Source organism: Bartonella henselae str. Houston-1, assembly GCF_000046705.1.
Classification (GTDB): domain Bacteria; phylum Pseudomonadota; class Alphaproteobacteria; order Rhizobiales; family Rhizobiaceae; genus Bartonella; species Bartonella henselae.
Genome location: NC_005956.1, coordinates 1790069 through 1815140, shown reverse-complemented (window position 1 = coordinate 1815140; position 25072 = coordinate 1790069). Strand labels below are relative to the sequence as shown.

Below are 25072 nucleotides of genomic sequence, written 5' to 3'. Positions count from 1 at the left end.
AATTCCTTAATTATTCAAAAGTATTTCCGGGTCAGCGCGGTAACTTGTAACTTGGAAACCAAGGGGATTAAGCAATCGATCAGATGATTTCATTGGCGCACCAACATAGGTGTAACCAATTGTTGCAATTTGGTGTTGTTTTGCTTCAGCTGTACCGTTGCTGTTGTATTGTTGCGTTGTAAAACGCACGGTTGCTTGACCAAGACCGTTTGGTTGAATCGAGCGTACTTTGACTATAATCCGCGCTTTGTTGGAAAGCACTTGGTCGCGCGCATTTTCACCTTCATAGATTTTGTAAAACTCCTGTTGAACAGTTGGGGCACTTAAAAGCGCTGCAGTATCATAATTCAGTTGAATGGTGTCATAATCATAAGTTTCACGGTTAAGCACATACTGATTAAGCCAATACCTATCCACAACCTCACCATAGCTGGTTTCATGTTCGCGCATCACAGAAATAACATCAACTGCACCAGTTGTGTTATCAACGCGTAATACCAAGGGAGTGGGTGCTGGTTGGGAAAAGCCGACAACCCCGCACATCATGCCGAATAATCCAAAAACCCCAACAACACCTGCTACTCGCCACGCTGTTTTACGCGACTTTATAAATTCGCTGATGAGTTCACGTTCCAAGCCGCGGCTTTCTTCATAGTAGCTATTTAGTTGTTCGGCTTTTATTGGTTTTACTTGTTTTTTTGTCATATTGCTCCTCGTTGAATTTCGATAGGGACTGTTTTGTTAACAGGCACGCGATTCCAATTATTAGGTTGTTTTGGCTTTGGAGCTAACGTACCGCAAGCTGATAAAAGCCCAGCAATTAAAGTTGCAAAAATGATTGATTTCATTGTACCATTCCTTATTCAACTTTTAAATTCAACCTAACACTTTTTTATCATTATTTCAATTTTGATTATAAAGTATATAGCCTGTAAGTTTCTTTATTTTCTTGATTTTGTTTTTGTTGAGGCAAATGACTTTTGACAGTGCAGATATCTTCTCTTGTGTTTACAGGTTATTTGACTGTGCGATTGCTGTACGAGGTCTTTCTTTCTCCTGCACCTGGGTTCCAGAGATGTCTAAAAGTAACGCCTTTTGCCAGAGCATTGGCAATGCTTGACAATTTGAGCAACAGTACAATGGAAATAATAGAGAGGATAAGCGCACCACCAAGCGTGTAACCGACATTTTGCTGACCATCAAATTTAATATCAGACATGTAATTTGCAAAGATATTCATCATCACACTAAATATGGTTGCTAAGAGGACGACGAGAATTGTATAGTTGAGAATTTGAACTATCCATTGTTCGAATAAGCGATAGGTTGGTTGCCAAAGGAGGGCGATGATGAAGAATGGTCCGAGTCCGACGAGCAGCACAAGTGCGATTTTTGCTAGCAGGATGAATGCGCCACCGATTGCGGCTAGGAAGCTTGTTGCGAGTAAAATGAGGATGCCGAAGAGACCGTAGAGTAACCCATCAGCATCCAAGAAAGCAGCTTCCTCGAAAGCTTTGCTTGCGGATTCGAACCCTCTTTCAGCTACCTTGTCAATCAAGGCGTTTAATTGTGTTCCTTGTGTCGGATTGTTTATTAGCGCGCTTGATAAATCATTGGGCATGTCTATGACCAACTTGGCAATATCTGTCTGATAAAGTCCTGCAGTGAGTGCAATTGAAGTAATAATACTAATGCGTAGGCATCGGCTTAGGAAACCTGCGAGGGGCATTTCTATTGCTCCGCGCATGATGAGCCATCCATAGACGATAAAAGCGATAGTGAGACCGATTGATACGAAGGGTGTAATTGTAACGATGGCTTTTGAGGAAATATCCGTGACATATGTTTGTGTTGTCTGATCAATTTTACCGACAAGTTGCGTGAACATTGTGAAGTCCATGGTATTCCTCTTTCACGAATTTCGTCTTTCAACCATCTTGGGGAACGTTGTTGTATGTTGTGCATTTCAATCGCATTTATAATTTTGCCATAAGCATTTTCATCAAAAGTGTTTTGAAAGATATCGAAAGCTTTGTATGCCCCCCACACAATTGTGGGAACAAAATTGAATATTACACGTCAGGTTACTCTTCCATGTTCATAGAGAAACTGTTATTCAGGCAAAATTATTATAGAAAATTTATTATATTTGCATCTACCGTATAGTTGGCATTTTTTTGTTTATTTGCTGAAGAATTTGCACATTGCGCTTACGTTTTAGCCGATTGATAAGTGCTTGCTCGGTGTTGCTTAAATGCGTGACCATTTGTAGTTTTGTTGCTTCATTTTGGATCATAGCTAGCATACCTTTCATACGCACTTGTAACTCGGCAATACCTTTTAAATCGTTCATTTTGGGTATCTCGACCAAGATGTTTGCAATTTGTTCAAAACGTTTTTCTGTTTCCTGAAAAGTCTGCAAAGCTACGGCTTTATCTATAACTGCTGCATATTGACTGCGCTCATCAATAGTTTCGCGTGCCTCATCTACGGGAGAATTGCGAAGATAACTTTCATTTTTCATAGTTTCTTTAAATAATTTCGGGATCTGTTTAGCAATATTGTTTTGTTTCTCTTGATCGTAGATATGTTGTGGATTTGAAAATAATAAAGTGCCGTCATCTTCTTTTTTCTGTGGGGTTGGTGTTCGAGTTCCTGTTATAGATTGATGTATCTTGTCTGCCAAAAGAGAAATATCTTTTTCTCTGACGTTATTACTTTTTGCTAAGTTGAGTGTTGTAAAAATAGCACTTACTGTTACTATAATAACTAACTTTCTCATATTGCTCCTCGTTGAATTTCGGTAGGGACTGTTTTGTTAATAGGCACGCGATTCCAATTATTGGGTTGTTTTGGCTTTGGAGCTAATGTACCGCAAGCTGATAAAAGCCCAGCAATCAAAATTGCAAAAATGATTGACTTCATTTTATCATTCCTTTTTATTCAACTTTTCAAACCAATCTAACACTTTTTTATCATTATTTCAATTTTGATTATAAAATATGTAGCCTGTGATTGTATTTATTTTCTTGATTTTGTTTAGGCAAATGACTCTTGATAATACGGATATTTTCTATGGTGTTTACAGGTTATTTGACTGTGCGATTGCTGTGCGAGGTCTTTTTTTCTCCTGTATCTGGGCTCCAGAGATGTCTAAAAGTAACGCCTTTTGCCAGAGCATTGGCAATGCTTGACAATTTGAGCAACAGCACTGTGGAAATAATGGAAAGGATAAGCGCACCACCAAGCGTGTAACCGACATTTTGCTGACCATCAAATTTAATATCAGACATGTAATTTGCAAAGATATTCATCATCACACTAAATATGGTTGCTAAGAGGACGACGAGAATTGTATAGTTGAGAATTTGAACTATCCATTGTTCGAATAAGCGATAGGTTGGTTGCCAAAGGAGGGCGATGATGAAGAATGGTCCGAGTCCGACGAGCAGCACAAGTGCGATTTTTGCTAGCAGGATGAATGCGCCACCGATTGCGGCTAGGAAGCTTGTTGCGAGTAAAATGAGGATGCCGAAGAGACCGTAGAGTAACCCATCAGCATCCAAGAAAGCAGCTTCCTCGAAAGCTTTGCTTGCGGATTCGAACCCTCTTTCAGCTACCTTGTCAATCAAGGCGTTTAATTGTGTTCCTTGTGTCGGATTGTTTATTAGCGCGCTTGATAAATCATTGGGCATGTCTATGACCAACTTGGCAATATCTGTCTGATAAAGTCCTGCAGTGAGTGCAATTGAAGTAATAATACTAATGCGTAGGCATCGGCTTAGGAAACCTGCGAGGGGCATTTCTATTGCTCCGCGCATGATGAGCCATCCATAGACGATAAAAGCGATAGTGAGACCGATTGATACGAAGGGTGTAATTGTAACGATGGCTTTTGAGGAAATATCCGTGACATATGTTTGTGTTGTCTGATCAATTTTACCGACAAGTTGCGTGAACATTGTGAAGTCCATGGTATTCCTCTTTAACCGATTTTCAGTTTTCTATCAGATTAGGGCATTCATAGATGGGAGTTGATTTATATTTGGTGCAATTTGCTGCGAATATTTTTCATTAGAAGTATTTTTATGACGCAACAGATTTCCGTGCATCCTCTCTGATTTGTAAGATCACACGGAAATTATGCACCAACTTTTATTTTTACAAGCAAAGAAGATTTATAATAGATAATTTTTTCATAAAAACTTTACCGTATAGACCGTATAGTTGGCATTGCTGTATTTTTACTATCAAGAATTTTCATATTACGTTTGTGTTTTTGTTGGTTGATAAGTCCTTGTTCTGCGTTGCGTAGATGCGCAACCATTTGCAATTTTGCACTTTCGTTTTGGATCATAGCTAATTTACTTTTAATATGCGCTTGTAATTCGGCAATATCTTTCAGATCTTTTGTTTTTTCGACGTCGGCTAACATTTTTGCAATTTGTTTAAAACGATTTTCTGCTTCTTGAAAAGTTTGAAAACTTACGGCTTTATCGACAACCGTTGCGTATTGTTCGCGTCCTTCAATAGATTTTCGAGCTTCACGGATATCAGAAATTTGTTCCTTTTGTAGAATGCTTTTGACTGATGAAGACATACCAGAATTTTTATCCGGATCGTAGATATACTCTGGGTTTTTGAGAAAAAAACTGGTAGAATCTAGTGCTGCAATGCCCAAATCTCGTTTTCCTGTTATAGACTTATATATTTTTTCAAGTATATCGTTGGTTATCTTTAAGTCCTTTTGCTTCTGCTTCTTTTCGTGTTCTATAAATAGCTTTTGTAATTCCTCTTCCATTTTTTCTGCATGTCGCAATTTAGGAAGATTAAACCCTCCAAGGGTAGTGAAATCTCTATAATCCCAAGTATCTCCCAAACGGGTTATACCAAAAGAATTTCCACTAATCCAAGAACTTCCAAAAGGAACTGCAAGAGCCGGGCTTTGCGTTGCAAGAATTGCACTTATCGTTATTGTAAAAATCATTTTTTTCATGTTGTCCTCCTGTTAGTTTTTATATGTTGTAAAAAAACCGGTAACCATAGTGCCGGATCATCCCCCACTTCAGCGATAATATTTTCAACCAACTCTGCATTGTCAGGTGTACCTGATAACACCAAAAGTTCATCGCTAAAGTTTTGTTCGACAGTTTTTCCATCAATTGTCACATGGAATTTGCCGAGATTAAGTTCTGCAAGGGCAGATTGATCACCCTGCTTGATAAGGAATTGACGACTAAATTCGCCAATTCCTTTGATTAGTTCAAACTCTGCATCTGTTAGTTTGAAACCTTCTGTATAGTCTTCATAATTTGCTTTCGGATTGGCTAAAAAAATGTAAGTTGCGCATTGCTGAATCAACGTTTTGGCAATATTACTCTCTAGCGCATCAGTAGGCTCTTGTGTTGCAAAAACAAAAATACCATTTTGTTTACGAATAGTTTTTTGTTTATTTTTTGCTAAATCTTCAAAATACGGATCTTGCAATGGCTTCCAAAACTCGTCAAAGATATACATAAACCTTTGTCCACTGATCATTCCTTCCGTGCGATAGAGCAAATACATCATCACGGGAGTACGAGTCTCTGGGTTATCCAAAAATTCAGTGATATCGAAGCCGTAAATTTGATGTGTTGAGAGGTCAAGTGCATCAGTGGGATTATCAAATAACCATCCATAATCACCACCTTCGCACCATTTTATCAAGCGGGTGTGAACAGATGGATGTGAATTATAATCATTCAAATGCGGATTTGGTAAGAATTGCAGCAAAAAAGACAATCGACGCAACGATGGGTTAATGTTGCTACTCATAATGGACATGACAGCTTGGTTAATCTCTTCTTCATCGCGGTGTGTGATTTCACTACTCGCTTCTGCCAACTTTTTAACAAATTGTTTAAGAAAAGTGAGATTGTCTTGTGTCGGTGGAAGTTGGAACGGATTGAAACCACTTTGCCTACCAGGCTTAAATGTCAAATACCGCCCTCCCATTGCTCGAATGGCAATTTCCATGCCACGATCTTTATCAAAAACAACAGTTGTCGGTTTGAATTTTTGCGCTTGCGCTAACAAAAACCCAAGCAAAACGGTTTTACCAGAACCAGATTGCCCAATGATTGCGGTATTACCAAGTAACCGCTTATCTGTCGCATCCTCTTCAAGTTTGGAAGCATGAAAATTAAAGTAAAGCGGGGTTTTACTTATTGTTTTAAGAATTGTCACTGCCGGTCCCCATGGATTCCCGGTCGGTTTGCCTGACATAAAATTGTGAAAAGATGAGAAGGATAAAAAATTCAGTGACGTAATTGGTGCGGGACGTGGTCGCCATTTCCAATTTGCGGGAAGTTGCGCCCAATAACCAGCCTCTATGGCCAAATCTACAGGTTTTGGTAACACTGCAACTTCTAACAGTGCAGCATTCGCTTTTGCCATATAGTCACGAACTTGTTGAACTGTATCACCGTAGATGGTCAGTGTACAATGGTGTTCACCCATGACAAAATGCCCACTTATCAGCTGATTTAATGCTTCGTCAATTTGTTCAATTTGACTTGTTGCTACATCACGAGCATCAATAAGATTACGCTGATGCCGCTGCAAATAATCTTTGGCAGCGTGGCGCGAGAGTACAGAAAAACTCTGTGTCAACACAAATTCAAAATCACTTTCCAACAGAACATTAAATTGTCCTGGTTTAGTTGTTGTGTCATATTCTTTGATTTCCATCATTCCAAATCGGCGTATTCCACTGGTTGTCCGCAGTTCACCGAGTGCGCCCCATTTTGAGAAGAAAGGCCGATTAATAGACATATAGTCAGCAAAACGATCGCGACAGATCGGCATAGGGGAGTACTCACCATTGACAAGCATTGCCAGAAATTCAAGGGCAGAAGAATAAGCATGACCATTTTTTTCATATGTACCAAGAAGTTCTCCACCGTAACGTTTAAACGACTGACCTAAGGTACGGTTAATGTCATTGAGAGCTTTGATACATGATTCTTGTCGCATCTTTTTTTGATCAAGCGTTTCACGTTCATGCTGAGAAAAAAATGACATAACTTTATCAGCTATCGGCTGGAAAACAACGGTCAGATACAGATCATTGACCATCAAATTATAACCAGTAAAACTTTGCCGGTATTTTTCATCGAGTTGGTAGCAAAACATTTTATCAAATGTTGAATCGGGATATTCATAAACACGGCGGCGCACGATATGTGTCCACAGAGATAAATTAGCCGACGCAATACCACGTAAGGTATTATTTAGCTCTCTAGCCCACTGAAAAATATCCTCTTCTGAAGCGCTTTGATGCGAACGACCATCAATCTTCCAGATCGATAAATATTCTGCGTTTTTGGTAGAGATAATCGTGTCTGTAATATGATGTGAATAGGGTATGAAAAGGCTTACTGGTGTTTCTGACGCGAGGCGTTTGCTGCTTTCAACAGCCATCATGTTTATCTCCTTTTGCGGTAGTTAGAGGGACTGTAACTTGATGCGCCCCAAAAGCTCTTATTGCGATTGCGAAATTTGGTATCGATCCATAACCACCAGATACGGAATGCCTTATCATCATTCTTGGTAATTTGTGCCATAATAAACCACAAAGGAGGCGCTATGAGCCACAAGAAGATGTTTATTGTCATAGCAATAACAGCCACACTCATAGCCATAACGATGAGTGGCATCATCGGTACTCCCCAAATTGTTGGAACACGTGTTGCACCTTTAAATAGTGGAAATGCTTCGTGTTTTTGTGGTTTCATAAGCTGCTCCGATTAGTTTATGTAAAACAATATGCTGCTAATATAAAATGCTGCTCCAGCAATGATGACACTAAACGCCCATCGCGCAAATGTAATCCTTGAGATGATGCGACACATATAAATAAGCAGGAGAAAGAAAAGAATGATGGCAGCAAAAATGGGAATAATGATACCTAACCCATACTGCATACCTATGAGGATTTCTAAACCTTTGCTTGTTGTTTGGGCACAACTAGGTTGAGTCGTTAAAAACACAACCAAAGCTGTAAAAATAAAACTAATTTTTCTAACAGTTTTTGTTCGAAGAATATTTAAGCTTTCCATATTTTTCCTCCTTACGGTTGAAGTTTTCATAAACAATCAATTCCCCTTGACTTTTAGTATAAGTAAAAAGCACCACCGCTCTATCTACAACTGATGAATAGGAGCTTCATTTTGAAAAAATGAAAAAACTTGAGTTATGTTGTTTTCATACGTAATATCATTAAGTAGTAAACAATAGTGCGACAAGTTCGCTTGCTGAGCCAGCAATGACAACGCCAATAGCCCACCGTATAAACGTATCCTTTTCGATGTAGCGCCCGGCATAGCCAATTGCTAAGCACAAAAGTATAACAGCAGCAGCAACAGGAATAATTTTGCCTGTAAGTTCTGTGTGTAGACTGCTCAAAGCATTTTTAGCGTTTTCTAAATTTTTTTGGGCATATACAGGACTACCCCTAAAAAACACCGTCATAACTGCGGCAATTGCGATAATCTTGTTGTTAATTTTTGATTTGAGATTATTTAATTGTTTCATATTTTCCATCCTTCAGTTTTTATAAATCATTATCCATTTTTCCTAGTATAATTAGCATTATTACTGGCATATTATGATTATTGGATATAGATTTCATTTTCGAAAAACAGAATAGGTTGTGCTTATAAGCTGCTTCATTATGGTGTGCCGAACAACATAGTGGCAAGTTGCGTTGCTGAACCAGCAATGATAACGCCAATAGCCCACCGAATAAATGTATCCTTTTCAATGTAACGCCCGGCATAGCCAATTGCTAAACACAAAAGTATAACAACAGCGGCAACAGGGATAATTTTTTCAACAAGATCTTTCTTCAGACTGCCGAGAGCTTTTTCAGCCTTATCTAAAGTTTGGGCATATACAAGAGTATCCATAAAAAATACCGTCACAGTTGCGGCAATTGCGACAATGCTGTTTTTACTTTTTGATTTGTTATTAATTAATCGTTTCATGTTTTTCATTCTAATTAAAGTTTTCATAAATAACATTTCTTCAGTATTAATTGAAATTACCATTGGCTTATCTACAACTGATGGATAGGAGCTGCATTTTGAAAAAAAATACTTTGTGTTATGCTCGTTTCATAATGAATATCAATTAGGGGGTGAACAGAAGACCGGTAAGTTGGACTGCTGAGCCAGCAATGACGACGCCAATAGCCCACCGTATAAACGTATCCTTTCCGATGTAACGTCCTGCATAACCAATTGCTAAACACAAAAGTATAACAGCAGCGGCAACAGGGATAATTTTTCCAGTAAGTTCTTCCTTCAGATTTTTCAGAGCATTTGCAGCGTTTGTTAATTTAGCATACACAGGACTACCTATAAAAAACACAGTTATAGATGCAGCAATTACGATAATCCTGTTGTTATTTTTTGATTGGAGATTAATTAATCGTTTCATATTGTTGACCCTAATTCAGGTTATAATTAGCAAGAATAACTTTTTTCGATATTAACTAATACATTTACTGATATGCATAAAATAATTTAAATCTAAGTTTTTCTTTGAATAAAAAGAATATTCCATGCTACATAACCTTATAATTCATTCTCATTATTGCGTTGTGAATAATACATTAACAAGTTCAGCTGCTGATCCAGCTATGACAACACCTATTCCCCACCGTACGAATGTATCTTTTTCTATGTAACGTCCTGCATAACCAATTGCTAAGCACAAAAGTATGACAGCAGCAGCAACAGGAATAATTGTTTTCAATTGACCTTGGAGCGCAGTTAAAGCGTTTTCTGCTTTCTGTAAAGTTTGTGCTTGAGCATATACAGGATTCACTATAAGAAATACAGTCATAATCGCAACAATTGCGAAGATGTCATTATTGATTTTTGATTGAAGAACGTTTGATCGTTTCATATTATTTAAGATCGTAGTTGGCATAATTGATTTCTTTTCATGTTGCTTTGAATAACATACCTGCAAGTTCGGCGGCTGAACCAGCGATAATCACGCCGACTGACCAGCGTACAAATGTATCCTTCTCTATGTAACGCCCTGCGTAACCAATCGCTAAGCACAAAAGTATAACAGCAGCGGCAATAGGAATAATTATATCCAATTGTTTTTTAAAATCTTCTAAAGCTTTTTTCGCATTAGTTAAACCACCTTGCTGTGCTTGAGCACATACAGGATGCGCTATAACAAATACGGTTATAGTTGCTGTAGTCGTGAGGATTTTATTGTTGATTTTTGATTGAAAAATATTTGATTGTTTCATAGCATCTCACTCTACATTTGTTCTTATTGTTTGGTGAATAATAAGGTAACAAGTTGGGTTGCTGATCCAGCGATAACAACGCCAATAGCCCACCGTATAAATGTATCCTTTTCGATGTAGCGGCCTGCATAACCAATCGCTAAGCACAAAAGTATGATAGCAGCTGCAACAGGAATGATGTTTTTAATAAGGTCATTCTGCAAGGTGTCTAAAGCCTTTTTTGCATGATCTAGTGCGGCATATGCAGGACAAGTTATAAAGAATACAGTCATAGCCGCAGCAATTTCTACAATCCTATTGTTATTTTTTGATCGAAGATTACTTAATTGTTTCATATTTTTTACTCTAATTAAGATTATAGTTGGCACAATTGATTTCTTCTTAGTTTGCTTTAAATAACATGTTGGCAAGTTCAGCTGCTGATCCAGCGATGATGACACCAACTGACCAGCGTACAAATGTATCTTTCTCTATGTAACGTCCTGCGTAACCAATTGCTAAGCACAAAAGTATAACAGCAGCAGCAATTGGAATAATCGCCTTCAATTCAGTCTGGAGTTTTTTTAAAACATCTCCTGCATTTTTTAAACCTTGTGCTTGAGCATATACAGGATGAGTCATAAGGAATACGGTGAAAGCTGCAACAGTTGCAATGGTTTTATTATGAGCTATTGCTGGAAGCATATTGAATCGTTTCATTTTTTTTATCCTGATTAAGATTGAATTTTCCATAAGTAACACCTCTTTCATGAAGAAATTTAAAGAGATATTTAGGATCAGCCCAAGTTCTTAATTTCCCTCTCTGTGTAAGAAGTGTATATTCATTTGGTTTTCCAGTTATTGGATCATCCGCCACAAATGTAAAATACCACTCTCTCTCCGAGCGCATCACGACTGTAATTTCACGCGCTGCTTTTTGATTAAATGCTATGTCAACACTATTTTGTTCTATCATTTTCATTATTTCTGGCCCTCAATTAGAAAAGATTTCGTCCAATCTTACTAATTAGAGCTTTAATATTTCTTTATCTACCTTTCATTACTGTGTCCTATCAAAATTACAGTTCTAATCCATAAATGCAGCAACCATCACGCTTGCTATCTTTCGAATGAAGAAGAAGTTTCTGCTGTCAAAGAGGAATCTTCTGTTGTAAAAACATCACCAACGCTGCTTGCATTATGGGTAAAAGCATCTTCCAAGTCTTCTGAGGAAAGAGGAAAAGTTTCTGTCTCTATTATTTGTTCTGGCTGTTCTGTGCTAAGCTCTATAGATTCTTGTGACTTTTGACTGAGAGGCGCAGAAACTTGCACTCCAATATGTGAGGCAACTTTTTGCACATAAGCGGTGCTAAAAGTACCCTTGAAGCTTTTCGTGTTGTAAAAGCTTAGCACAGATTGCAACGTAGTTTTTTCAGAGCCGTACTCTAATTTTTCACGTTCAGAACAGTCTGCTACAACAGCTTGTATAGCTTTGAGATTTTCGCAGAGGTTAAATAAATCAGAGAGAGACACGCCAAAATATTCCAAATTTCTGACGTTAATTTGTCTCAAACTAATGTCGAAATTACGCCCACACTGCTTAAATTGTTCAACTGTTGCGACTGTTTCCTCAAACATGGAAGATTGACGTGAAACTTTAGGGTCATCATTTGTGCTTCTTACAGAGATATAATCCGATGATTCTTGTATGTCGACAGCTGAAAATGTCGTAGGATGAATAGCGGGCGCACATGCGGCAGCGAACATCATAAAGCCTGGAATAGTCATGCGCAATACACCCTATGATGGAAAAATTTATCAATATAAAAACCAATGTTATGTGGGATTTTCAAGTTCTGCCACATTGCATTGCTATAGATTGGCGAAGTAATATTACTCAATTTAGAACTTTGTTCTTTGCAACCACAAATTCCGTTGTTTAGGAGAATGTTTTTAACATATTTCAATATGTGTTTCGCTGTGCAAACATGTAAAACAAAACCATATATATTACATCTACAAATGCTACAATTATTTTGGTTGCAAAAGGAGAAGAGATCTCTAAGCCAGAGACATTTCTTTGGGTGTATTGTGGCTGACTGCACTATATAATTTTCTGCAGTTTTTACTCTTTCTAGCCATGACTGATATGAAACAGCAACCTGTTTTATGTGAGAGCCTTTCTTGTTGTGTAAATGAATTGCACTGCCGTTATGTTTTAAGGGCTTGTTCTTTATCAAGTCTTGCCATATCTTATAAAACGGCGATTTATATGCACTTTCGACCGCTGATCCATGAGAGTCAGAGAATTGCAATGAAGTTTTCACACTCCGATTACCAGTTTCAGCGATCGAACTGAAAAAGGATACGGAAGTGAAAACTGAGGCACAAATGAGTAGTTCTTCGTGGTTCAAAGCATATCTCCGTAAAAGTGATATATTCATCATAATTTTAATTTCGATAATAAATAGACAAAAATCGTCTATAATTGTGTTTAAAATATGGCAAAGCACAATTCTTTTTTGCAAGGGGAGTAATAAAGTGAATAATCTTAAAAACATGAACCTTGATGAGTTACAAGAAATGCGCATCCAAATTGATGCAGAATTGAAAAAACGGCAGGCAAAAGAGAAGCAGAATGCACGGCGAAAAATTCTTGAAATTGCCAATGCACATGGAATTGATATCGCTGATCTTGTGCGCAAAGAGCGTCATTATAGAAATCCCAATAACCAATGGGAATTATGGAATGGGCGTGGGCGTAAACCTAAGTGGATTAAAGAATGGTTGGAGAATGGTTATGCGCTTGAAGAATTAGAAGTAACATAATACATCTGCAATCGGAATAAAATACTTGTGTCACAAGTCTGCGTACTTTTACCAAGGGATAAGGAGAGCAAAAGAGATGAATGCAAGCAGGTGTGTTTTTTCAACGATATGATCTGTAAAAACGCAGGCTCGATATGTAAAAATACCGGTTCGGTCTCATAAAGTCGTAGGGAATGGGGAAAGTTCTTTCAAGTTCAGAAAGTCTATAACTTTACTCACGCGCTTACGAGTTTATAATGCTAATCTGTAAGTCTCAGCCTATGCTTTTATAGATTTCAGTTAATATCTCTCTTTGTAAGGTTTATATATCAGGCATTTGCTTCCTCTTCTTATGAGGCATAAGGTTTCTTTATTGCGCATATGGTTTTAGATGAGAGAGTGTATTGGAAAACGGAACTTTTCTGTGATTCTTGTTGGTTTTGGCATTTTTGTTTTGATAGAGGGTTTTGTGATACGTTTTGAAGTTGTTTGTTACCAAAATTCATTATCTGCACCAACATCGCTTTATAAAGAACGCATTGAAGATCAAAAAGATTGGGCAATTTTTCAGCTGTTATCTTTTTCTTTGAGGGTGTGAGAGAGGGGAGGATCAATGTAGAAGTTTTCACCTATCGTGATGCAGTAGGGTATGGGCAATCTGTTCTATCATAATAGGGATTGGCAAAATCTTGGCATTTTAAGATGCGTATCGGAGGGGATTTTTTTAAAAGAGTACTTTGTTCAGGTTGCAAAAGCGCGATGTTGTATTCTTTTGCTTAGAGGGGGAGACCGTGTAGCAGACGTGGAGCATGAGGGGTGAGGCCGGCAGCTTCCTGAATAAAATATTTTTTTACCTTTGGTGTTTGATTGACAATTCCAAGGCCGACATCCCGGAGCGTTCGTAAGAGAAGATTATCATTAGAAAAGAGTTTATTAAGCCAGTCATTGCTCAAGGCCATGCGGACAATTTCAAAACGTCTCCAGCTTTGATAGCGCTCTAAAGCAGTAAGGGAGCCAATATCAAGACCCAATCGTGCTGTTTCAATGATAACTTCGGCAAGTGCAGCACTATCGCGTAAGCCTAAATTGAGACCTTGTCCGGCAAGGGGGTGGATTGTGTGCGCTGCATCACCAATCAAAGCAAAGCGCGGTTTAATACATTGGCGTGTTAAAGAAAGGTTCAAGGGAAAGCCTTGGCGTTCACCATTCCAAGAGAGTTTTCCATATCGGTGACCAATGCGTTTTTCGATTTCTGTTTCAAAAATAAGAGCATCGGCTTTAAGGTAATATTGCGCAGTTTTATGGTCTTCATTCCATACAATAGCTGATCGGTTGCCTTTGAGAGGGAGAAGAGCGAAGGGTCCAGCAGGTAAAAAATGTTGGATTGCTTGACCATGATGGGGTTTTTCATGTTCGACTGTGCAGATGATTGCTGTTTGTGTATAAGAATGAGAAAACTTTTTAAGACCTGCTTTTTCGCGTAATTTCGAATGTGCTCCATCGGCCGCAATTAGCAACTTCGTTTGCCAAATTTCTTTATTGCTTAAAGTGACAGTGGTGTGTTGATCTTCTTGGTGGAAATCAACAATACGCATGTTAGTGATGAAGGGGATATCCAGATCTTTTGCACGCTTTTTTAAAGCATTGAGGAGCTCTTTATGTTCCACCATAGCAGCAAAGGGCTCGTTGGGAGTAATATCTCCTTCAAAGGTTAAGAGAGTTGGTTTGACAGGATCATTTGTGTATGCATCTGTTATGATCATGGAATGAATGGGTTGGGCATGGGGGGCTATATGTTCCCAACATTGTAATTGTTTTAACATACGAATAGAAGCTGCAGCAAGGGCAAGTGCGCGTATATTGGAAACGGGGATAACTTCTTGAGGCGCAGCGTCAACGATGTTAATTTTCAGTTCAGGGGCAGCTTGTTTGAGTGCTATTGCCAATGTTAAACCAACAGCTGCACCCCCTGCAATGAGGAGATCACATTGTTTTATATTTTTATGAGATTTTGTCATTCTGTAGGGTTTTACACCTTCATTGAGATCAGAGTACATAATGTTTTGCTTCATTGTTTGCAGTTTGTTCGTCCTTAAACAAAAAGGGTATTTTTCTTTAAGATTATCTTATTTAATTATACAATATTTAACTTCTTTCTTGCTCTATAAAATATAAAGTTCTTTGAACGGACACTGGTTTATGAAACAGGTGAAGTTTTCTTGGGTTTGTTTCTCCTGTTGATTATTTGTGTAATTTCCTTCATGGACTTCACTTAATAAATCCTATCTTGAACGTTCTGTTCAAATTGACATGTCCTCTATTTGTATACTTGGTTGATACAAAAGAAAACTGAAATCAGACAAAAACGATAGTGTATTTTTAACATGCGTGAATGTTTCCTTTATACCTGTTTTGCAGGATAATGTGTTACGATACTACAGGTTAAGGAAATTGTTATGATTATGATGGTTAAAACTGTATTAATATTTTGCGGCCATAATTTTATAACCCGAATGTTATAAACCCTTTAATAGGAAGATTTTGTATTTGGAATTGATGGATGCAGCAAAGTTCTTCTCCTTATGATTCATTAGAAGTGCAGAGTTCTCAAGGTTCGCGGCTCGTAGAAATGTTTTTGCGCCAGATTGGTGTTTTCATTGGGCTTGGGCTTTTGGGTTTCATTGTTTTTTGCGTTTTCGCTTTGGCAACTTGGAATGTTGCAGATCCTTCATTAACGCATGCAACTACAAATGAAATTATAAACTCTATGGGGTGGACAGGTGCAATTTTCTCAGATTTTTTTATGCAGTTTTTTGGTCTGGCAAGTCTTGGTGTTTTGTTGCCGCCATTATTTTGGTCGTTTCTTTTACTGGCGCAAAAGAATATCCACAATTTAGTTTTTCGCCTTTTTTTGTGGGTGGTTTCAACCATTTGTTTTTTAATTTCTTTTGCTCTTATGACGCCTCTTGCACCTTTTACCAATTGGCCATTGCCGATGGGGCTGGGAGGGGTTTTGGGTGATAAAGTTTTAAGTGTTGCCTCTTTAATCTTTTCTGTTTTTCTTTCTCCATTTCAGAGTGTGCTGTTGGGTATTGCATTGATCTTTTTAAGTTTTTTAATGGCTGCTTTTGCGGGCAATGTGATATGGCGGCGCCGGAAAAATAAAAGAAAATTAAAAAACGTTCAGAAGAATGAAATTTTAGAGCCTATCTTTGATGTGCCAGAAGATACAGAATATGTTCAAGAGGAAGGAAAGCACGGTTTTTTTATTACAACTTTTGGAGCTCTTTTACATCTTTTTTATTTTCTACAAGCGCGTTTTTTTCGTTTTTTCTCCTTCAAAAGGCAGTCTAAAAGACAGGAAAAGTCCTTTGATCGCATTGAACCAATTTTCTTTGATGAAAAAACAAAATGTGAGAACTCTCAAAATAAGGTCTTCACTTCTTCGGTTAAAAATCGTGTTTTCAAGCCTTTAACAACTTCTTCAAACGGTAATTTTCTTCTTCCACTTTTGGATTATCTTTCAGTTTCTCCACCGACAGCAAGGGATGCAAAACTTTCTCCTGCTTTCTTAAAAGCCAACTCTCAGGAACTTGAGGGCATTTTGTTAGATTTTGGGGTTAAGGGGCAAATTATTGATGCGCGTCCTGGTCCGGTGGTCACTTTGTATGAATTTGAACCGGCTGCCGGCATTAAGTCTTCTCGTATCATTGGGCTGGCAGATGATATTGCACGCTCAATGCGTGCAATATCAGCGCGTGTTGCTGTGGTGCCAGGACGCAATGTGATTGGAATAGAATTGCCCAATGTAAAGCGTGAGATGGTTTATTTACGCGAAATTTTACAAGCGCAGGAATTTGTTGAAAGCAAAGCGAAATTAGGACTTGCTTTAGGTAAGACAATCGGTGGTGAAACGGTTATTGCTGATTTAGCGAAAATGCCGCACCTGTTGGTGGCAGGAACAACAGGATCGGGAAAGTCTGTTGCTATTAATACCATGATCTTATCACTTCTTTACCGTATGACGCCTGAACAATGCCGTCTCATTATGGTGGATCCGAAGATGCTTGAACTTTCGGTTTATGATGGCATTCCTCATTTGTTAACACCCGTAGTAACAGATCCAAAAAAAGCGGTGATTGCACTGAAATGGGCTGTTCGTGAAATGGAAGAGCGCTACAGTAAAATGTCAAAACTTGGTGTGCGCAATATTGATGGGTTTAATGCGCGTCTTAAGGAGGCAGAAAGTCAGGGAGAGAACTTAACGCGTATCATTCAAGTTGGTTTTGATCATGAGACCGGTGAGCCTCTTTATGAGACGGAAAAACTCGATTTTAGTCCTATGCCTTATATTGTTGTCATTATTGATGAAATGGCCGATTTAATGATGGTTGCCGGCAAAGACATTGAAGGAGCAGTGCAACGTTTAGCACAAATGGCACGTGCTGCTGGTATCCACGTGATTATGGCTACCCAGCGCCCTTCGGTGGATGTGATTACGGGGACGATTAAAGCAAATTTCCCTACGCGCATTTCTTTTTCTGTAAGTTCAAAAATCGATAGCCGAACAATTCTTGGTGAACAGGGAGCCGAGCAATTATTGGGACAGGGAGACATGCTCTTCATGATGGGAGGAGGACGTATCCAGCGTGTTCATGGGCCGTTTGTGGCTGATGATGAAGTGGAGCAGGTTGTGGCGCATCTTAAAGGGCAAGCGCGCCCTGATTATTTGGAGACCATTACGCAAGAAATCGTAGAGAATGGGGACGATGTTTCTTTGACCTCTCCTTCAGCAGATGATCCTTATAGTCAAGCTGTTGCTGTTGTGCTTCGTGATCGTAAAGCTTCAACATCTTATATTCAACGCCGTTTAGGTATTGGCTATAACCGTGCTGCTTCATTGATTGAGCGGATGGAAGAAGAGGGCATTATTAGTGCGGCAAATCATGCGGGGAAACGAGAAATTTTAGTACCTGCCGAAGAAGAACGCTTTTAAAATAAAATCTTGTGATAGTCTTTCAAATAATATCTTTCTTAGAGAAGAGTATTTATTTATCATTTGTCACTTAATTATTAGGTAAACACCTAATTGCTTGGGAGCATTTTATATAAAAACGTTTTTTATATTGAAAAGAGCGTTTATGTTAACAAGAATCATGTTTTTGGGTACTTAATGCGCATTAAGCATTGTTTATAACACTTCTTTACTTTTTGAAAGGATGGAAACAGAAGGTATTTTTGAGTTTAGCATATCATATGGGGGAAAGGGGAGTTTTAGTGTCTTCAGAAATTTGATGGTGGATTGATTATTTGGGGGTAGTGACTCAAAAGATTGTAAAGAAGAATGCGGATGTTTTTTTGATTCCTTCTGTAGCAGATGATTTCTAAATCTATTGCGGTTACTCTTCGTGGTTATCTCTTACATTCAACGTCGTTTAGGCATTGACTATAACCTTCCTTTACTTCTTGAAAGGATGGAAGCAGAAAGTGTTCTTGCGTTCTGCAGTTCATACAGGGGAAAGGAAAACTTTGATACCTATCGAAGAAGAACACTTTTGAAATAAAAATCTTTTGATTGTTTTTTCAAATAATATCTTTCTCATTTAAAAGAGGATATTTATTCATTATTCGCTGCTTGATTATATTGTAAGGTAAATATCTAGTGTTTGGGAGCATTTTCTATGAAAACTTTTTTTTTACTACGGAGGAGAATATTTGCGTTTGTGGGAATTCTTATCTTTAGTTGCTTAACTTTTCCGGCTTTTTCACAATCATCCAATAAAGTGGCGCGGGCGCAGAAAATTGCCAATCACTTTGCAGCGATTAAAACAATGACAGGTGATTTTATTCAATTTAGTCCAAAAGGAAAAATGTCTCAGGGAACATTTTATTTAGAGCGTCCAGGGAAAATTCGTTTTATTTATAAAAAAATACCCTTACAGATCATTGCAGATGGTCAATTCATAGGAATTAACAATCGCGCTTTGAATACTTGGAATTTCTCAAAACTCTTCCAAACACCTATGAAATTTCTGTTGGACGATAAAATTAATATCTCATCAGGACGTTTATTAGCATTTCGTGAAGATCCTGGGGCGGTGACGATTGTTCTGCGGGATAAAAGTGTTGGCGCAGGGCAAATACGAATGGTTTTTGATTCTAAAACCTATTCTTTACGGCAATGGACAATTGTTGATCAGCAGAACTTAGAAACCACTGTGCAAATTATGAATGTGCGTACAGGTGTGCGGTTTGCGGATGGGATGTTTACACTTCCCTCTAAGAAATAAGAATAGGCTATTATCTTATCGGAATTAAAACAGATGTTCTTTCGTCTTGCTACTTGGAATATTAACTCTATCCGTTTGCGTCTTGCACAGATTTTTCAGTATTTGGAACTCTTTTCTGCAGATATTTTATGTTTACAGGAAACGAAATGTCCAGATGCTTTATTTCCAGTTAAGGCTTTTGAAGCGGCCGGATATAAATATATCGCACTCAGTGGACAAAAATCTTACAACGGTGTGGCAATTGTATCACGTTTGCCATTTAAGAGTGTTGAAAAGCGTTTCTTTTGTCAAAAACAAGAATGTCGTTACATTTCGGTGACTGTTGAAGTTTACGGCAAGAGCATGCGGATTCATAATTTTTATGTGCCAGCTGGAGGAGATGTGCCTGACGCTGATGTTAATGAAAAATTTCGCCATAAACTTGATTTTTTAGAAGAAATGTCTTCCATCCAAGCTGATCAGGGAGATGGTGTTTCTTCTTTTTTGGTAGGCGATTTGAATATTGCTCCTTTGCCAGAGGATGTTTGGTCTCACAAGCAATTGTTGAAGGTGGTAAGTCATACGCCAATTGAAACCGAGCGGTTACAAGCTTTATGCTGCCAAGGTGGGTGGGTTGATCTGATGCGGATGCAGTTTCCTGTTCCTACAAAACTTTATACGTGGTGGAGTTACCGTGCACGGGACTGGGCACTTGCTGATCGTGGGAGGCGGCTTGATCATATTTGGTCTTCTCCTGATTTAACGTCTTTTGTTGCAGAGCTTTCAATTTTTCGTCATACACGGGGATGGAATCAGCCTTCAGATCACGTTCCTGTGCAAACTGTATTTGATTTTTCAGGTTAATTTTGAAATAAGAAGTAAATAAAATATTAATAGTTGATTCTGGGAAATGCGGGAGACTAGATGCATATCAGAGATCTTAAAAGGAGTACTTCTAACAGACTGCTTTATAGTGTTTTGTTTTGTTTTTTTATATTCTCAGGATGTATGGTTGGTCCTAATTATCAGAAGACATCTTTTCGTGTTCCAGCAGTTTGGGGAGAACAGTCTGAAAAGACATCTGGGCGTATGGTTACACTTGCAGGATGGTGGCGGCATTTGAATGATCCTGTTTTGAATGCGCTCATGAATGATGCAATTTCTGGAAATAATAATGTTGCTGTTGCTAAAGCACGTGTGCGTGAGGCACGCGCTGGTTTAGGCCAAACTGTTGGATCTCTTTTGCCAAGTGTGTCAAGTTCAATTTCAGGAACCCGTAATGGTTCTGAGCAATCTGATGCGTCTTTAAGCCAATATCGTAGTGGTTTTGATGCAAGTTGGGAACTTGATTTTTTTGGTGGGCATAAGCGAGCAGTTGAAGCTGCACATTATGGTCTTGAAGCCGCTGTGGAAGATATGCGTGCTACCATGGTGACGCTGCTTGGAGATGTGGCAACAAATTATGTGCAAGTGCGCGGTTGGCAACAAAAATTGTTGATTGTGCGGCAAATCGCTGCATCACAGCGTAAAACATATGAATTGATGCGTGCTAAATTAACGGCGGGTGATGCTTCGGAACTTGATATTTCAAATGCACAAGCACAAGTGGCTAATACAGAAGCAGATATAGCACAGATGGAAGCAAATTTAGCAATGAGCATTCATCGTCTTTCTGTTTTAACCGGTCATGTGCCTACGGCTTTGAGAGATCTTTTACAAAAAAATGCAAAACAAGCAAAGATTCCGCAACCGCACTGGCCGATACCAGCAGGAATTCCTGCTGATATTTTGTTAACACGCCCAGATTTACGACGGGCAGAACGCCAATACGCGCAAGCGACAGCTCGGATTGGTCAGCGTGAGGCAGAGCGTTATCCATCACTTACTTTAACCGGTAGTATTTCGACAGCAGCAACGGCAATTGATCAATTATGGAAAAATTCAACGATTGGGTGGTCTTTTGGGCCTGGTCTTCGTTTTCCTTTTTTTAATGGAGGGCAGATTGTTGCGTCTGTTGCGGTGGCGCGCGCGCAGCGCGATCAGGCTTTTATTACCTATCGGGCTGCTGTATTGGGAGCTTTAGAAGATGTGGAAAATGCGCTTGTAAGATTGACTAAAGAACATCAGCGCTTAGAAAAGCTTATCATTGCTAATAAAGCTTTTCAGCGTTCTTTGCAACTTTCACGGAGCCTTTTTGAAAATGGAAATACCAGTTTTCTTGAATTGTTAAATGCTGATCGCTCTTATTATTCTGCGCAAATGGCGCTTAAAGATAGCCGTATCTCTTTGGTGACCCAATATATTGCGTTGATGAAAGCATTAGGTGGTGGTTGGGATGGTGTTGTTGATGTGTCACGTCCGGAAGTTGTTGATGGTGTACGCCGTTCGCGTGCAAAGGTAGGGCAATGAAAAAAAATTTTATTAAAAATTTTATTAAAAAACGTAAAAAACTTTCCTTTTTATTAATTGCTATATTCCTTATCATCTTGTTTTTATGGTTGCGTTCTGTTTTTTTTGGAACATCCTCGCCGGTTTATATGACAGTGGTGGTCAAGCGTGGTGATATTGAGGAAAGTATCTTAGCTTCTGGTCTTGTACGCCCTTATCGATTGGTTGCTGTTGGTGCACGTACAACAGGGCGGGTAGTTTCAATGCGCGTTTTTCCGGGCAGTATTGTGAAAGAAGGCGACCTCTTGGCAGAAATTGATCCTACAGATCAAGAAAATGATCTGAAAAGAAAAAAAGCTGCATTATCTCACTATTATGCGAGCTTGCTAGAACAAGAAGCCTATCTCGCCCTTGCACAAAAAAATTTAGAGCGTCAGAAAAAAATGATTGGAGTACGCGCTATTTCACGGGCGGAGTTGGATGACGCTGCAACACAAGTAAAAATACGCGAAGCACAAGTTGCTCAGCTTCGTCAGCAGATTATACAGGCACAAATTGATGTGGACAGTGCAGAGGTCAATTTAGGCTATACGCGGATTATTGCTCCTTCAGCGGGAACAGTTTTAGCAACGGTTGTGGAAGAAGGGCAGAATGTTAACGCTGTTCAATCGGCACCTACAATTGTTATTTTAGGTGATTTGTCAAAAATGACAGTCAAAGCGCAAATTTCAGAAGCCGATATTCTTAAAGTTCAGCCTGGACAGTCTCTTTATTTTACGGTTTTAGGCAATTCACAACGGCGTTATGAAGGCGTTTTAGAAAGAGTAGAGCCGGCGCCTGAATCAATTCGCGCTGATGTGAGTATTAATCCTGGTATGGTAGGAGGTTCTAGCGCTCTCGTCTCATCAGCTATCTATTATAATGGTATTGTGCATGTTGATAATGCAGATAATTTTTTACGCACCTATATGACCGCGCAAGTTCATATCATTTTGGGTCGTGCTCAGGATGTTCTGTTGATTCCAAGTGATGCTTTGCGTGATGAGACGAACGAGCGTAAAGCATGGGTTTCTGTTTTGGTAGGGAAAGATAAAGTGGTTGCAAAACAAGTGACTGTTGGGCTTAATAACAAAGTTATGGCTGAAATTCTTTCAGGGCTTGAGGAGGGTGAAGTGGTGATCACAGGTTCACCTGATGGAGTGATGCCAGATATTCCTGATGAACAGAGCAAAAATGAAAGCTAAAGTATGAAAGCAAAGCAAGCAGATGCTGTCCTCGTTTTGGAAAATATTGTGCGCAAGTTTCCAGCCGGTGAAACATTTGTCACTGTTTTGAAAGATATCAATCTTACCATTAAACGTGGTGAAATGGTGGCGATTGTGGGAGCTTCCGGTTCAGGAAAATCCACTTTGATGAATATTCTAGGCTGCCTTGATCGACCAACTTTTGGCCGTTATTGGATTTCAGGCAAAGAAACAGCTTCCCTTTCTGCTGATGAATTGTCTGCTTTGCGGCGCAATCATTTTGGATTTATTTTTCAACGCTATCATTTGTTGAATGAATTAACGGCTCTTGGCAATGTTGAAATTCCAGCTGTTTATGCCGGATATGCACCGGAAGTGAGAAGAAAACGTGCAGAGGACCTTTTAACACGCTTAGGTATGAGAGATCGGATCCATCATCGTCCAAATCAGCTTTCAGGTGGTCAGCAACAGCGTGTGTCGATTGCTCGGGCTCTCATGAATAATGCAGAGGTTATTCTTGCTGATGAGCCAACCGGTGCATTAGATAAAAAGAGCGGTCAAGAAGTGTTGCGTATTTTGGATGAGCTTCATCAAGAAGGACGTACCATTATCATGGTAACACACGATATGCAGGTGGCTGAAAGAGCAGACCGTATTATCGAAATCAGTGATGGAGAAATTATTGCTGACAATGTGTCAAAAGTTGCAAAAACAAAAACTGATAGTCAAGCCCTTTATGGAAAACAAGTTCTGAAAGATCAAAAAACACTCGGTTTTTTTCGTTCTTTTGCGGAGCGTTTTCGTGAGGCATTTGTTATGGCATTGTTGGCAATGAATGCACATAGAATGCGGACCTTTTTAACAATGCTTGGGGTGATTATCGGGATTGGTGCTATTATTGCCATGGTAGCTTTGGGAAATGGTACACGAGAAAAAATCTTAGAGAATTTTAAAAGTTTGGGGTCTAATACCTTAACAATTTTGCCGGGAAAAAGCCTCTCTGATCCACAAGCGGAGAAAATAACAAGTCTCGTCGAGGCGGATGCAGAAGCCTTGTCAAAGTTGCCGTATGTTTCTGGTGTAACGCCTCAGATGTCAGCAAGCTCTACCATACGTTTTGGTTCAGTGGAAGCGGATGTTGTGATTGCCGGGGTGGGAGAACAATATTTTCAGACACAAGGACTCAATGCAGTTCAGGGGAGATTGTTTGATCAGAAAAGTGTGCATGATCGAGCTATTGATCTTGTGATCGAAAAAGAAGCACTTGCTGTGCTTTTTCCTCATAGTCATGAGAGCCCGCTTGGGAAAGTGGTTCATGTGGGGAATGTTCCAGTACGTATTGTTGGTGTTATAGATCCGCAACATAATGGAGGTACTTCAAGTACATTGCAGGTTTATTTGCCCTATACAACTGTGCAAACGCGTTTTCTTGGAACAACACAGGTTCGGGCAATTACGGTTAAAATTGCTGATACTGTTGATTCAAATTTAGCGGAAACTATGGTACGGCGTTTTCTCATTATGCGCCATGGTGAGGAGGATTTTTTCATTAGAAATTCTCAGTTATTCCGTGATCGTATCATGGAAAGTACACATATTTTAACGCTTTTAGTGTCTTCTATTGCAGCTATTTCGCTGATCGTTGGTGGTATTGGGGTGATGAATATTATGCTGGTTACTGTTTCAGAGAGGATCAATGAAATTGGGGTGCGTATGGCTGTTGGGGCACGCCAGAGTGATATTTTGCAGCAATTTCTCATTGAAGCAATATTGGTGTGTGTTATTGGGGGTGGTTTGGGAATTCTATTTGGAATGTCTATCGGTGGTTTGTTCTTGCTCTTTAAGGCACCTATCCATCTGATTTATACAATTGATTCGATCATTTTATCTCTTACTTTTTCCACTCTTATCGGGGTATGTTTTGGCTTTTCGCCAGCGCGACAAGCTTCACGGCTTGATCCTGTTGTTGCTCTTTCGCGTGATTAAGCATCATCAATTGTAGGGAGATATTGTTTGTTACGCATTCATATGGGATGGAGCATTCGAGGATATAGATGAGAGACGTGAGGTTG

The 25072-nt window shown here is 39.1% G+C and carries 27 protein-coding genes; 7 read left to right on the top strand and 20 right to left on the bottom strand.

What is annotated here, in order from left to right; all coding sequences use genetic code 11:
* Positions 1 to 6: 6 nt before the first annotated feature.
* The 19 genes from trwG to AYT27_RS08125 all read right to left on the bottom strand — a co-directional run bounded on the left by trwG (position 7) and on the right by AYT27_RS08125 (position 12079).
* Entirely contained in the window at positions 7 to 705 is a 699-nt protein-coding gene (trwG, locus tag AYT27_RS08215; protein WP_011181339.1) for a type IV secrection system protein TrwG, read from the bottom strand.
* Positions 702 to 848, bottom strand: coding sequence for a type IV secrection system protein TrwH (gene trwH, locus AYT27_RS08210; protein ID WP_011181338.1), 147 nt, complete (start codon positions 846 to 848; stop codon positions 702 to 704). The genes trwG and trwH overlap by 4 nt, the downstream gene beginning before the upstream one ends.
* A gap of 167 nt (positions 849 to 1015) precedes the next feature.
* On the bottom strand, positions 1016 to 1900 hold the full coding sequence (trwI, locus tag AYT27_RS08205; RefSeq protein WP_011181337.1) for a type IV secrection system protein TrwI: 885 nt from the start codon (positions 1898 to 1900) through the stop codon (positions 1016 to 1018).
* Between the two features lie 255 nt (positions 1901 to 2155).
* The gene (locus AYT27_RS08200; protein ID WP_011181336.1) at positions 2156 to 2782 is read right to left on the bottom strand and encodes a TrbJ/VirB5 family protein; all 627 of its coding nucleotides are present in this window, start codon (positions 2780 to 2782) and stop codon (positions 2156 to 2158) included.
* Positions 2779 to 2925 carry a hypothetical protein gene (locus AYT27_RS08195; protein WP_011181335.1) on the bottom strand — a complete coding sequence of 49 codons (147 nt, stop codon included), beginning with the start codon at positions 2923 to 2925 and terminating at the stop codon, positions 2779 to 2781. The genes AYT27_RS08200 and AYT27_RS08195 overlap by 4 nt, the downstream gene beginning before the upstream one ends.
* Positions 2926 to 3089: 164 nt before the next feature.
* The gene (gene trwI, locus AYT27_RS08190; RefSeq protein WP_011181334.1) at positions 3090 to 3974 is read right to left on the bottom strand and encodes a type IV secrection system protein TrwI; all 885 of its coding nucleotides are present in this window, start codon (positions 3972 to 3974) and stop codon (positions 3090 to 3092) included.
* Positions 3975 to 4207: 233 nt separating this feature from the next.
* Positions 4208 to 4996, bottom strand: coding sequence for a TrbJ/VirB5 family protein (locus tag AYT27_RS08185; RefSeq protein ID WP_011181333.1), 789 nt, complete (start codon positions 4994 to 4996; stop codon positions 4208 to 4210).
* On the bottom strand, positions 4993 to 7464 hold the full coding sequence (locus AYT27_RS08180) for a VirB4 family type IV secretion/conjugal transfer ATPase (RefSeq protein WP_011181332.1): 2472 nt from the start codon (positions 7462 to 7464) through the stop codon (positions 4993 to 4995). The genes AYT27_RS08185 and AYT27_RS08180 overlap by 4 nt, the downstream gene beginning before the upstream one ends.
* Before the next feature lie 2 nt (positions 7465 to 7466).
* Complete coding sequence (trwM, locus tag AYT27_RS08175) at positions 7467 to 7775, bottom strand: VirB3 family type IV secretion system protein TrwM (RefSeq protein ID WP_011181331.1); 309 nt, start codon at positions 7773 to 7775, stop codon at positions 7467 to 7469.
* 12 nt (positions 7776 to 7787) lie between these two features.
* Positions 7788 to 8099: a hypothetical protein gene (locus AYT27_RS08170; protein WP_011181330.1), complete on the bottom strand. Its 312-nt coding sequence runs from the start codon at positions 8097 to 8099 to the stop codon at positions 7788 to 7790.
* 160 nt (positions 8100 to 8259) lie between these two features.
* Positions 8260 to 8574, bottom strand: a complete 315-nt coding sequence (trwL7, locus tag AYT27_RS08165) for a VirB2 family type IV secretion system major pilin TrwL7 (RefSeq protein ID WP_011181329.1) — start codon at positions 8572 to 8574, stop codon at positions 8260 to 8262.
* A gap of 137 nt (positions 8575 to 8711) precedes the next feature.
* Positions 8712 to 9026: a VirB2 family type IV secretion system major pilin TrwL6 gene (trwL6, locus tag AYT27_RS08160; RefSeq protein ID WP_011181328.1), complete on the bottom strand. Its 315-nt coding sequence runs from the start codon at positions 9024 to 9026 to the stop codon at positions 8712 to 8714.
* Positions 9027 to 9171: 145 nt separating this feature from the next.
* Positions 9172 to 9480 carry a VirB2 family type IV secretion system major pilin TrwL5 gene (gene trwL5, locus AYT27_RS08155; protein ID WP_011181327.1) on the bottom strand — a complete coding sequence of 103 codons (309 nt, stop codon included), beginning with the start codon at positions 9478 to 9480 and terminating at the stop codon, positions 9172 to 9174.
* 153 nt (positions 9481 to 9633) lie between these two features.
* Complete coding sequence (gene trwL4, locus AYT27_RS08150) at positions 9634 to 9951, bottom strand: VirB2 family type IV secretion system major pilin TrwL4 (RefSeq protein WP_011181326.1); 318 nt, start codon at positions 9949 to 9951, stop codon at positions 9634 to 9636.
* Positions 9952 to 9988: 37 nt separating this feature from the next.
* Positions 9989 to 10312, bottom strand: a complete 324-nt coding sequence (gene trwL3, locus AYT27_RS08145; protein WP_011181325.1) for a VirB2 family type IV secretion system major pilin TrwL3 — start codon at positions 10310 to 10312, stop codon at positions 9989 to 9991.
* Between the two features lie 23 nt (positions 10313 to 10335).
* Positions 10336 to 10647, bottom strand: a complete 312-nt coding sequence (gene trwL2, locus AYT27_RS08140; RefSeq protein WP_011181324.1) for a VirB2 family type IV secretion system major pilin TrwL2 — start codon at positions 10645 to 10647, stop codon at positions 10336 to 10338.
* 46 nt (positions 10648 to 10693) lie between these two features.
* A complete protein-coding gene (gene trwL1, locus AYT27_RS08135) occupies positions 10694 to 11011 on the bottom strand; it encodes a VirB2 family type IV secretion system major pilin TrwL1 (protein ID WP_011181323.1) in 318 nt (105 codons plus the stop codon).
* Entirely contained in the window at positions 10974 to 11273 is a 300-nt protein-coding gene (korA, locus tag AYT27_RS08130; RefSeq protein ID WP_034448453.1) for a KorA family transcriptional regulator, read from the bottom strand. The genes trwL1 and korA overlap by 38 nt, the downstream gene beginning before the upstream one ends.
* 137 nt (positions 11274 to 11410) lie before the next feature.
* Positions 11411 to 12079 carry a lytic transglycosylase domain-containing protein gene (locus AYT27_RS08125; protein ID WP_011181321.1) on the bottom strand — a complete coding sequence of 223 codons (669 nt, stop codon included), beginning with the start codon at positions 12077 to 12079 and terminating at the stop codon, positions 11411 to 11413.
* Between the two features lie 753 nt (positions 12080 to 12832).
* On the opposite strand from AYT27_RS08125, the gene AYT27_RS08115 reads away from it, so the two are divergent.
* Complete coding sequence (locus AYT27_RS08115) at positions 12833 to 13120, top strand: H-NS histone family protein (protein WP_034448447.1); 288 nt, start codon at positions 12833 to 12835, stop codon at positions 13118 to 13120.
* A 755-nt stretch (positions 13121 to 13875) separates the two neighbouring features.
* Here the strand turns inward: AYT27_RS08115 and AYT27_RS08110 are convergent.
* A complete protein-coding gene (locus AYT27_RS08110; protein ID WP_011181318.1) occupies positions 13876 to 15156 on the bottom strand; it encodes a ubiquinone biosynthesis hydroxylase in 1281 nt (426 codons plus the stop codon).
* Between the two features lie 503 nt (positions 15157 to 15659).
* Between AYT27_RS08110 and AYT27_RS08105 the strand changes: the two genes are divergently transcribed.
* The 6 genes from AYT27_RS08105 to AYT27_RS08080 all read left to right on the top strand — a co-directional run bounded on the left by AYT27_RS08105 (position 15660) and on the right by AYT27_RS08080 (position 24986).
* Positions 15660 to 18095 (top strand): FtsK/SpoIIIE family DNA translocase, encoded by a 2436-nt coding sequence (locus tag AYT27_RS08105; RefSeq protein WP_011181317.1) that lies wholly within the window; start codon positions 15660 to 15662, stop codon positions 18093 to 18095.
* A 685-nt stretch (positions 18096 to 18780) separates the two neighbouring features.
* The gene (locus AYT27_RS08100) at positions 18781 to 19389 is read left to right on the top strand and encodes a LolA family protein (RefSeq protein WP_011181316.1); all 609 of its coding nucleotides are present in this window, start codon (positions 18781 to 18783) and stop codon (positions 19387 to 19389) included.
* Positions 19390 to 19422: 33 nt separating this feature from the next.
* A complete protein-coding gene (locus AYT27_RS08095) occupies positions 19423 to 20232 on the top strand; it encodes an exodeoxyribonuclease III (protein WP_011181315.1) in 810 nt (269 codons plus the stop codon).
* A gap of 60 nt (positions 20233 to 20292) precedes the next feature.
* Positions 20293 to 21777, top strand: coding sequence for an efflux transporter outer membrane subunit (locus AYT27_RS08090; RefSeq protein ID WP_011181314.1), 1485 nt, complete (start codon positions 20293 to 20295; stop codon positions 21775 to 21777).
* Positions 21774 to 23000 carry an efflux RND transporter periplasmic adaptor subunit gene (locus tag AYT27_RS08085; RefSeq protein WP_011181313.1) on the top strand — a complete coding sequence of 409 codons (1227 nt, stop codon included), beginning with the start codon at positions 21774 to 21776 and terminating at the stop codon, positions 22998 to 23000. Before AYT27_RS08090 ends, AYT27_RS08085 begins: the two co-directional genes overlap by 4 nt.
* 3 nt (positions 23001 to 23003) lie before the next feature.
* Positions 23004 to 24986: a MacB family efflux pump subunit gene (locus AYT27_RS08080; RefSeq protein WP_011181312.1), complete on the top strand. Its 1983-nt coding sequence runs from the start codon at positions 23004 to 23006 to the stop codon at positions 24984 to 24986.
* Positions 24987 to 25072 lie beyond the last annotated feature (86 nt).